Raw genomic sequence first — 10,126 nt, 5'->3', positions numbered from 1 at the left:
GGTTCCGGGTTCGCTTCGCGCCCCGGAATGACGGAAAGCCTGGAGCGCGCCCGTGACACCAAAGCCAAAAGCGGTAGCAGCCGGAAAACCCGCCGAGGGTCGATGCCTGTGTGGCAGCGTCGGCTTCGAGATCGATGTGCCCGCGCGCTGGGCCTGGCACGATCATTCAAAGTCGAGCCGGCGCGCGCACGGCGCTGTTTATGCGACCTATGTCGGAAGCTGGCGCAAGCGTTTCCGCATCACCAAGGGAGAGGCGGAGATCGCGCGCTACGCGGACGAGACGACAAAGACCGTGCGCAGCTTCTGCGCGCGCTGCGGCACGCCGCTGATTTACGAGCGCGCGCGCTCGCCGCATATGGTGAACATCCCGCGCGCGCTGTTTTCGGGGCGCACCGGAAGAAAGCCGCTCTATCACGTCGCAATCGAGGAATTGCAGGAATGGGCCTATACCGGCGAGCCCCTGGTGCCGCTGAAAGGTTTTCCCGGCGTGGTCTGGCAGCGTTCGAAGAAGAACAAGCGCGTCAATCATGACGGCATGTTTTGAGCCCGCAAACCGGCCGTTCGCGATGTCTGGTCCGCTTCGCCGCGGTCCGCGCATTGCAGCCATGATCGCGCTTCCTTGATCGTACCATGGTGGATCAGCCATGATGCAGAGATCTCGACGGCAACGGCCGCGGGGAGGGGAGGATATTCATGAATCGCATCACCGGGCGCTCGGCGTTCCTCGCTTTGCTCAAGGATGAGGGCATCACGCATCTGTTCGGCAATCCCGGCACCACCGAACTGCCGATCATGCATGCGCTGAAGGACCATCCCGATCTCACTTATGTGATGGCGATGCAGGAGAGTCTCGTGGTGGCCATCGCCGACGGTTTCAGCCGCGCCTCGGGCCGGCTCGTCGCCTGCAATGTCCATGTCGCGCCCGGGCTCGGCAATGCCATGGGCTCGCTTTACAATGCGAGCTTTACCGGCACGCCGATGATCCTCACCGCCGGCCAGCAGGAGCAGGGTCACGGCCTGACCGAGCCGCTGTTGTATGGCCCGCTGGTGCGGATGGCCGAGCCGCTGGTGAAATGGGCCATCGAGGTGACGCGGCTGGAGGACCTGCCGCGGATCGTGCGCCGCGCCGCCAAGATCGCGACCACGCCGCCGACCGGGCCGGTATTCATCTCGCTGCCCGGCGATATCCTCAATGCCGAAGCCGGCATCGAGTTGGGACGTTCGACCCGCATCGATACCCGGGTAAGACCCTCCGACGAGGCCTTGCAGGCGCTGACGGCGCGCATCCTGAAAGCCGAGCGCCCGGTCATCATCGCCGGCGACGAGATCGTCAAAAGCGATGCGCTGCAGGAAGCGGCCCTGCTGGCCGCGACACTCGGCGCTCCCGCTTTTCAGCAATCGGCGCCTTACGGCGCGCATTTCCTGTCCGAAAGCCCGTGCTTCATGGGCGCGCTGTCGCGGCTGCAGACGCATGTCCGCGAGGTATTATCTGCTTTCGATCTGATGATCGTGCTCGGCGCCGATCCCTTGCGGATGTCGGTGCACAGCGAGGTCGATCCGTTGCCTGCGGGGCTGCCGATCCTGCAGATCGGGCTGGTCGAATGGGATCTCGCCAAGAATTACGGCGCCGAGATCGCGATCAAGGCCGACGTCAAGGAAAGTTTGCGGGTGCTGATCCCGGCGCTGAAGGCCGCCGGCGGCGCCGCGCTCGAGGCCCAGGCCGGCCGGGGCATCGCGGCGCTGGCCTCGAAAAACTGGACGGCGCGGCGCGCGACCGTGATCGAGCAGATTTCCAAAGCCCGCGATCGCTCGCCGATCGATCCGGATTATCTCGCGCTGCAGGTGGTCGAGGCGATGCCGGACCATGCTATCCTGGTCGACGAGGGACTGACATCCTCGCGGCAGATACTGGCGCTGCGGCCGCATCGCGACCGCTACGGTTATCATGCGCTGGCCTCGGGCGGCATCGGCTGGGGCCTGCCGGCTTCCGTCGGCGTCAGCCTGGCCAATCCCGACCGGCCGGTGGTGTGTTTTTCCGGCGATGGCAGCGCGATGTATTCGATCCAGGCGCTGTGGACCGCGGCGCATCACGAGCTGCCGCTCACGGTGGTGATCGTCAACAACGGCGGCTACCGCATCATCAAGCAAAGGTTGCTCGCCTTTCACGGCGACGATCATTATGTCGGCATGGATTTTATCGACCCCAAGGTGGATTTTGCCGGTCTGGCAAAGTCGCTCGGGCTGGAAGCGATGCGGATCAGCGACCCCGGCGAGTTGAGGTCCGCGCTGTCGTCGGCGTTCAGCCGACCCGGCACGAAACTGATCGAGGTCATGGTCGACGGTTCGCTATAGTGGCGAGCGTAGTTATGCAGGGTGGGCAAAGGCGCCCTTGCGCCGTGCCCACCTCCTGCTCGAAAATGATGGGCACGCCAACGGCCCGCGCATTCGCGCGATCCGTTTGCTTCGCCCACCCTACAGCATTACAGCACTGCATCGCCGGCAATTTTCCGTTTTCGACGGCGTAGTCTTACGGGGAAGATATTTAACAGCGATTTAAGCCGCCGATGGCAAGGTGGTCATCACGCGCGTCGGATAGTCGCTTTTGGAGCCTTGCCCAAAAGCTGCGCTGCGCTGGCCGCTCTGACTTTCCCCGACCTTCAGGGCGGAATCTTGGCCGCTGCCAGCTTTATCCTCTTTCATGTTTCCAGCGGAGACGATATGCCAGCTAATATTCCAGCCGTCAAAGAAAGGGTTAAGCTGCTCCTTCTTGAGGGAGTGAACGACAGCGCCGTCGAATTGTTCGTCAACTCGGGCATTTCGGATATTGAGCGCTTGCCCAAGGCGCTCGATGCGGATGCGCTGCTACAGGCTGTTATGGGCGTAGACCTCCTCGGCATTCGCTCTCGAACGCAGCTTACCCGTGATATCCTTTCCGGGGCGGACCGTCTGGCCGCCGTGGGATGCTTCAGCGTCGGAACCAACCAGGTCGATCTGAACGCTGCGCGTCAGCGCGGTATTCCGGTTTTCAACGCGCCATTCTCGAACACCCGCAGCGTGGCGGAGCTGGTCATCGGCGAAATCGTCATGCTGCTTCGCCGCATTCTTCCCCGATCGGCGGCGGCCCATGAAGGGGGATGGGATAAATCCGCGACCGACAGCCACGAGGTGCGGGGCCGTACCCTGGGAATTGTCGGCTACGGCAATATCGGATCGCAGCTCTCGACGCTTGCGGAAGCAATGGGCATGAAGGTAATTTACTTCGATCAAACCGACAAGCTTCGCCACGGCAACACCGAGCCCGTCGAGAACCTCAAGGATCTTCTGGGGCAGAGCGATATCGTCAGCCTGCATGTTCCGGAGACGCCGAACACTTACTGCATGATCGGAGAAACTGAACTCCGTTTGATGAAACAGGGCTCGTATCTGATCAACAACAGCCGCGGTACGGTCGTCGATATCGATGCCCTGGCGAAGGCGCTTGGCGAGGGTCATCTGGCGGGAGCCGCACTCGATGTCTTTCCGCTCGAACCGTCTTCGAATTCCGATCGCTTTCAAAGTCCGCTGCAGGGCTTGAAGAATGTGATACTTACCCCTCATATCGGAGGTTCGACCGAACAGGCGCAAGACCGGATCGGCAGGGAAGTGGCCCGCAAGATGCTCGACTATTCCAACAACGGCTCGACGATGGGCGCCGTAAATTTCCCGCAGGTGCAGCTGCAGACGCGTCCGCTCGGCGCGCGGTTCAGCCATGTCCACCGCAACGTCCCTGGAATGCTCCGGCGCTTCAATGAAGTATTCCTGCAGCGCGATATCAATATCATTGCGCAGTATCTGGAGACCGACAGCGAGGTCGGTTACGTCGTGCTCGATGCGGATATGACCGGTCACAGCAGTCGCGAACTTCTTGACGATATTCGCTCCCTTGACGGCACCATCAGGGCGAGACTCGTGTACGAGCACTGACGGGCTGCACAGGCCCGCCCAAAGGCAGCTACCCTTGGGCGGATCGTTGTACCCCTTCAGGCGGCGTCGCGCTGCGCGGGCTGGCTGGGCTGCTGATGTGCTTCGTATTCCAGTTCGGCTTCCGCCTTCGCGGTCTTGAGGATGCGAACGGCATCGGCGACGTTTTGCTCCGAGTGATTGGCCATCACCTGCATCCGTATCCGCGCGGCTCCTTTCGGCACCGCCGGGAATTCGACCAGATTGGCGACCAGACCAAGTTCGGGCAAGCGCCTGCTGACGAGACGGGCGACGCCCTCGGTTCCCATCTTGACGCAAACGATCGCGGAAGGATCGCCGTAATATTCCAGGCCGGCTTCACGCAGCTGATCACGAAGGGCCAGCACGTTCGTCATCAATTCCAGACGCAGCACGCGTCCTTCAACCGATTCCACGACCTCGAACGCCTTCAGAACAGTTGCCGCCTGCGCCGGCGATAACGAATTCGAGAAGGTTGCGGGCGCGCTATAGAAACGCAGGTATTCCTTGACGGCGCGGCTCTTGCAGGCAACGAAGCCGCCGTTTGACGCAAACGTCTTGGAGAAACTGCCCATGACGATATCGATCTTGCCCAGCATGTCCTGCATGCCGATGTGGCCGCGGCCGTCGCGGCCAAGGTTGCCAAGATCGTGCGCAACGTCGACGACAAGGGTCGCGTTGAACTCGTGGCAGAGCGCCTGAAGCGCAGCCAGATCCGGGGTATCCGAGTCCATCGAGAACAGGCCCTCGGTAACGACCAGTATGCCGTTCTCGTTGTCCTTGGCCCGGATCTTGGTCAGGATATTCCGGCAATATTCGTTATCGAGGTGGCGGAACAGGTGAACGTTGCTGGTGGCGGCATTGGCCCCCTCCTGGAGACAGGAATGCGACAGCATGTCCATCACGACATGGTCGGCCGATCGCACCAGGCCCTTGATCACGCCGAAGCCTGCTGCCCAGCCGGTCGGATACAGCACGACATCCTGCATTTCCAGAAAGTCGGCGATCTTGCGCTCGAGCGCGAGCGAATAGGACGTGTTGCCGAGCAGCGCCGGCGATCCTGCGCTGTGCACGCCGCAGCGTTCGATCGTTTGCTTGGCGGTTTCCTTGATGGCGGAATGTGACGACAGGCTGAGATAATCCTGCGAGGCAAAATTGACGCCGCGCATCTTGTTGCCGCTATCGTCCTGGGCCAAGCAAACCGTGTTCGGTCCGTCTTCGGTCGCGCGAGAAAACGGCCACAGACCATTCTGGCGACGCAGGTTCTGCCATTTGAAAAAACCTTCGGTGCGCCCGAGGAGGTCCGCTCCACCAGGTACGCGGAAGTCTCTCATGCTGCCAGTCAATGCGGCAGGCGGTATATAGGCGCTCATAGTGTTTGACATCGCTGTCCCCTGTACAGTGTTTTTGATAAACTTGTTGTCGTCTGGGATAACGTTTGACCGGGCCGAATTAACAACTGGTAGGTTTCGATCTCACGTTGCTCGGCTTCTGGATGTCGCGTCGGCTCGTTTTGCTCTTTGGTTCCCGGCTCATTAACTCGAACTCGACCAGCATGGACCGGCGGTGAGTTAGGCGATTGATTGGCCGCTCGCGCTGTTATGGATGCATCCTCTGCGCTTGTAGCGCATATGCACGCTGCAGTTCTTACGGTGCTGCCGCTATGCCGCCGCCCCTTGATGCCAAACGTTACTGACGCCGCTGCACTGACAGAAATCATTCGACGTGCGTTCTTTCCGCGGGCGGCGAATTTGGTCGATGCTTGCGCGGAACGCCGTGATCTTTACCGAGCGCAAGCGATTGACTGAGCCACGGCTTCAGTTTCACCTTCTTGAGTTTGACAAGAATGCGGCTGATTTCTATTTCATTGATACGCTTGCGCGCGACGCAGCAGCGCCAACGCCACTGATGTTGAGGTCGTTTGCCCTCCGGGGCCTGACGCAGTTTATGGTAAACCTGCCGTTAACCTGTGAGTTGGTAAGGTCGGACAATTCCGCCGAATCCAGGTCGCGTTCATTGAGATCAATGCTATGGGGCTTTTTATGATCTGTTCAAGATTTATGGTCTCGTCTGCTGTTGCGTTCAGCGCGGCGCTGGGTGCTGGCGCCGCGTCAGCGGCTGATCCATCCGCTCGGCCCTACACCAAGGCGCCGATCTATAGTCCTCTTCCCGTCTCTTGGACCGGATGCTACGTCGGCGGTAATGTTGGCGGCGGCTGGGATCGTTTCACTACGGGGGAGGTAGCTCCGGCTATCCCCTACGGAAGCAACGAGGGCAGCAGCGTTGTCGGTGGCGGCCAAACTGGCTGCGACTATCAGTTCGCTCCGCAGTGGGTCGTTGGTATCCAGGGGCAGGCTGAGTTCGGGACCATCAACTCCTCCAACGCGATAGCGGCGTTCCCGGGCATCACTGCCCAGTTCAGCGTAAAGAATATCGAGACCCTGACTGGCCGTGTCGGCTACCTGATTACGCCGTCGGTGCTCGCGTATGCGAAGGGTGGTGCAGCATGGGCAGCTGCGAGCGGTGCGGGCGTGGCGCCTGCTCTGGGTGGAATAGCCGGTGAAACGGCAAATTTCACAATGACTGGCTATACGGTCGGTAGCGGTCTCGAATGGATGTTCGCGCCGGGGTGGTCGGTGTTTGGCGAGTATAACTACATCAATTTCGGAACCAGGAATGTCAATTTCCTATCCACCGGGTTGCTTCCCGGCTTTGGCGCTGCCGGTACGGTGGCCGATTTCAACGCGATCAAGCTGACAACCCAGACAGTGAACGCAGGCGTGAACTATAAGTTCAACTGGGGCGGCCCGGTCGTCGCCAAATACTAGTACCGCATATCCGAAGGTCCTGTCATATCGGCATCCTCCCCGGACCTCATCCTCGGGGAGGATCGCCCAAGCGGCGCGTCTCGAAGGTTGGCCCACACCAAGGACGGCCGCGCAAGCTCGCATCCCACGGCGACGCGCCTTCGGTCTCTGGGCAAATGAATCCGGTCATCTGACGATATCGTCCTGACGGTGGTCAGGCGGCGGACGTTTCACCTTCGGCACGACTGAGGCTTGCCCGGATTTTGCCGAGCAACCGCTGCATGTCGACCGGCTTGGTATCGAAATCGGAACATCCGACCTCGACGCTCTTGTCGCGATCGCTCGCCAGCGCATGGGCGGTCAACGCAACGATCGGGATTGCTGATGTGGCGGGATTAGCCTTGATCAGCTGGGTTGCTTCCCAGCCATCCATTTCTCCGAGCGCGACATCCATCAGGATCAGATCCGGCATCTCGCTCGCGGCCATGGCAACGCCGCCGGCGCCGTCGCGGGCACAGCATACCGAGAAACCATGACGCTGCAGGCGCCGCGTCAGCATATCCCGGTTGATCTCATTGTCTTCGACAAGCAGGATTTTATGCACGGGCCGCTTCCCCGATCGATTCGGAGGCTGCAGGGACGAGCGTCGCGGAGCCGAAAGCATCGCCCTTGCGCCGGCCCGTGAGTAGCGGCATCCGGATCGTAAAGCGGCTTCCTTTGCCGAGTTCGCTCTCGACGAAGATCTCCCCGCCCATCAGCTTGCAGAATTTCTGGCTGAGCGCCAATCCCAGTCCGGTGCCGCCGTATTTGCTGGTACTGGAGTCGTCGGCGACGGTGAATTTTTCGAACAGCTTGACGATCTGATGCGATGCGATGCCGATACCGGTGTCGGTGACGTGGATCACGAGATCGTCATCCGCTCCATCCTGCTGGCGCTCCGCAATAAACCCGACCTTGCCGTTGTGCGTGAACTTTGCCGCGTTATCGAGCAACTGGCCGGCCATATTGCGGAACTTGCCGGCGTCACAGAGGGCCGTTCCCAGATCAGGCGGGATGGTGCAGTAAATCTCGTTTCCGTTGGTCTTGGCGGCGGGGATCGCGGCGCCGACGATATCATGGAACAATTGGGCGAGATCGGTCTCTTCCATGTCCAGCTCCATCTTGCCCGCCTCGATTTTCGACAGGTCAAGCACTTCGTTAACGAGCTTGAGCAAGTGCTGGCCGGCGCCGAGTATCTTGTTCAGATCCGCGATGCTTTGGTCGTCGCCTTCATCTTCGGCGTCTTCAAGCAGGATTTGGCTGTATCCGATCACGGCGTTGAGGGGCGTTCGCAACTCATGGCTCATCTTGGCGAGGAATTCGGCCTTGGCCGCGCCGGCCCGCTCCGCTTCCTCGGCGGCCAGGCGTAGCTCGGCCGCGGTCGACATGTGCTGGCGCATTTCGCTTTCCAGCTCGCTCTGCGACGCCTGGATCTTGGCGTAGTAGAGCGCCATCATCGCAACGTAGATCGACGCGGCGATGGTCGAGACCAGTCCCAGGCCCTGCATTGCCGCAACCGGCAGATCGTTGGTCGGCGGGTAACCAAACAAATAAAGGCTGCTGAAGATTGCCAGGTTCGCAGCGAACATGATCATCACGATCAGCCGAAGCGATTTGGACGAACCCAGGTAGAAGAACGCGAGCAGCGGAATGACGAGCACCCAGGGCAACGTCGGGGAGGTCACTCCACCGTAGAAGTAGCAGCTCCAGAGGATACAGAATGTCAGATTCTGGACCGAGACCAGCGCGAGCGGATTGTAAGGCGCGCCGGCCCGCAGCACGAACGGGAAGATCCAGAATGCCGAGATCGAGAGGGCCAGCACCGCAACCTGATATCCCGGCGCCGGATCAAGAACATAGAGCGCTATCGGGACGACGTTTCCGATGAACGGTCCAAGAATATGGCTGACCAGAAAGACGTGCGCCCGGTTTCGCGCGTCGCGGTCGGCGGCGATCTCCGGCGGAACGAAGTAGTTCACAAGGCGATCGAGGGACGCAATTATTTTTGCAAGTTTGGCTTTCATGGAATTCACGTCGCCTTCTGTGTGCACCTTGATCGATCTGCCCGCCATGGTCCGTCCTTGCAACACCGCGCGGCGGGCATCGCACGATGCTGCCCCGACTACAGGTTTTCGGGTTCAGCTTAATGTCGCGTTAAATTGGCGTAACCGCCGCCTAAACCATTCATAAAGCCGCTTAGGCTAGGTTGCACTTCGACAGAAGCCATTAGGGGCGCGCGCAGTGCTGATCTGGAATCACCTTGTCGCATTAATCGATTGGTTTATCCCGGCCGCGGCGAAGGCCGAGCGTTCGGAGCGGGGCCTCGCGCAGAATTTTGTCTTCACGCACATCTTCGGTCCTTTGCTGTCGCAATCGATCGCCTTGTTTCTCTATCTCAGCGATCCGCATCCGGGCGTTGCCTGCTGGACGGTGATCATTTGCACATGGTTGTTCTGGACGCTGCCGTTCGTTTTCAAGCTGACTGCCAGTCTGCATCTGTCGGCGCTCCTCTCCGTAGAACTACTTGCCTTCACCTCGCTGTTTGGAGCGTATTATTACGGTGGAGTAAGCTCGCCGTTCCTGCCGTGGCTGATTATCAGCCTGCTGCTCGGCTTCTTCTATTTGTCCGAGCGTCCGATTCTCGTCGTTGGATTGTTCACCGTCAACATTCTCGGTTTCTGCCTCGCTTACCTCCGATGGGGATTTCCCGAGCTGGTTTCGCAGCAGGAGCTTTCGACGGTTGGATGGATCTCCATTCTGTCCGCGACGATCTATATGTCGTGGATGGCGATCTATTATGCCAACATGATTACGATGCGATCCGATCTCGAGCGTGAAGCGGAAAGGCATCGCGAAACCGCAATCCGCCTGCGTCAGGCCAAGGACATGGCGGATGTAGCCAGTCGCGCAAAATCGATCTTCCTCGCCAAAATGAGCCATGAATTGCGGACGCCTCTCAACGCCGTGATCGGCTTCAGTGAAATTCTCCTGGAAGGCGTCGATGCGGATGGCGGAAACGGTCGCAAGAAGCTTGACCTTGAGCGTATCAATGCGGCCGGAAAACACCTTCTGTCGCTGGTGACCGACGTGCTGGATCTGTCGAAAATCGAATCCAATCTGATCGAATTGAAGATCGAAGAATTCGACCTCAACGAGATGGTTCAAGAGGTCATTGCTAATGTTCAACCGATGGTGGTTGAGAACGGCAACCGGCTGGTGGTCAAGTGCCCCGACAACCTCGGGATCGTCACGACCGATCAAACCAAATTGCGACAGGCGGCTCTGAATCTGATGAGCAACGC

Annotated in this window: 8 protein-coding genes; 5 read left to right on the top strand and 3 right to left on the bottom strand. The window is 59.9% G+C overall.

What is annotated here, in order from left to right; genetic code table 11:
* Positions 1-52: 52 nt before the first annotated feature.
* From ABSG20_RS21020 to serA, 3 genes are all read left to right on the top strand, one after another.
* Positions 53-544, top strand: coding sequence for a GFA family protein (locus tag ABSG20_RS21020; protein WP_423866434.1), 492 nt, complete (start codon positions 53-55; stop codon positions 542-544).
* 149 nt (positions 545-693) lie between these two features.
* Complete coding sequence (locus ABSG20_RS21015; protein ID WP_423866433.1) at positions 694-2,352, top strand: thiamine pyrophosphate-binding protein; 1,659 nt, start codon at positions 694-696, stop codon at positions 2,350-2,352.
* 366 nt (positions 2,353-2,718) lie between these two features.
* Positions 2,719-3,963 (top strand): phosphoglycerate dehydrogenase, encoded by a 1,245-nt coding sequence (gene serA, locus ABSG20_RS21010; protein ID WP_423866435.1) that lies wholly within the window; start codon positions 2,719-2,721, stop codon positions 3,961-3,963.
* A 56-nt stretch (positions 3,964-4,019) separates the two neighbouring features.
* On the opposite strand, the gene ABSG20_RS21005 is transcribed toward serA, so the two are convergent.
* Positions 4,020-5,174, bottom strand: a complete 1,155-nt coding sequence (locus tag ABSG20_RS21005; protein WP_423866432.1) for an aminotransferase class I/II-fold pyridoxal phosphate-dependent enzyme — start codon at positions 5,172-5,174, stop codon at positions 4,020-4,022.
* 834 nt (positions 5,175-6,008) lie between these two features.
* Here ABSG20_RS21005 and ABSG20_RS21000 point away from each other — a divergent pair.
* Entirely contained in the window at positions 6,009-6,806 is a 798-nt protein-coding gene (locus ABSG20_RS21000) for an outer membrane protein (RefSeq protein WP_423866431.1), read from the top strand.
* A 193-nt stretch (positions 6,807-6,999) separates the two neighbouring features.
* Here the strand turns inward: ABSG20_RS21000 and ABSG20_RS20995 are convergent, their stop codons facing one another.
* Positions 7,000-7,389, bottom strand: coding sequence for a response regulator (locus ABSG20_RS20995; RefSeq protein WP_423866430.1), 390 nt, complete (start codon positions 7,387-7,389; stop codon positions 7,000-7,002).
* Positions 7,382-8,848, bottom strand: coding sequence for a sensor histidine kinase (locus tag ABSG20_RS20990; RefSeq protein ID WP_423866429.1), 1,467 nt, complete (start codon positions 8,846-8,848; stop codon positions 7,382-7,384). Before ABSG20_RS20990 ends, ABSG20_RS20995 begins: the two co-directional genes overlap by 8 nt.
* A 217-nt stretch (positions 8,849-9,065) precedes the next feature.
* Here ABSG20_RS20990 and ABSG20_RS20985 point away from each other — a divergent pair.
* The coding region (locus tag ABSG20_RS20985) for a sensor histidine kinase (RefSeq protein ID WP_423866428.1) at positions 9,066-10,126 on the top strand (1,061 nt) is incomplete at its 3' end.

Origin of the sequence: Bradyrhizobium sp., from assembly GCF_049512235.1 — a bacterium.
In the GTDB taxonomy this organism is placed as follows: Bacteria; Pseudomonadota; Alphaproteobacteria; order Rhizobiales; family Xanthobacteraceae; genus Bradyrhizobium.
Note: the sequence above shows the minus strand (reverse complement) of the source record. Positions and strands in the feature narration are given on the sequence as shown.

Bases quoted from the DNA above. Each gene is read 5' to 3' on its own strand.
- ABSG20_RS20990 (WP_423866429.1), bottom strand. From the start codon at position 8,848: ATGAAAGCCAAACTTGCAAAAATAATTGCGTCCCTCGATCGCCTTGTG.
- serA (WP_423866435.1), top strand. From the start codon at position 2,719: ATGCCAGCTAATATTCCAGCCGTCAAAGAAAGGGTTAAGCTGCTCCTT.
- ABSG20_RS21015 (WP_423866433.1), top strand. From the start codon at position 694: ATGAATCGCATCACCGGGCGCTCGGCGTTCCTCGCTTTGCTCAAGGAT.
- ABSG20_RS21000 (WP_423866431.1), top strand. From the start codon at position 6,009: ATGGGGCTTTTTATGATCTGTTCAAGATTTATGGTCTCGTCTGCTGTT.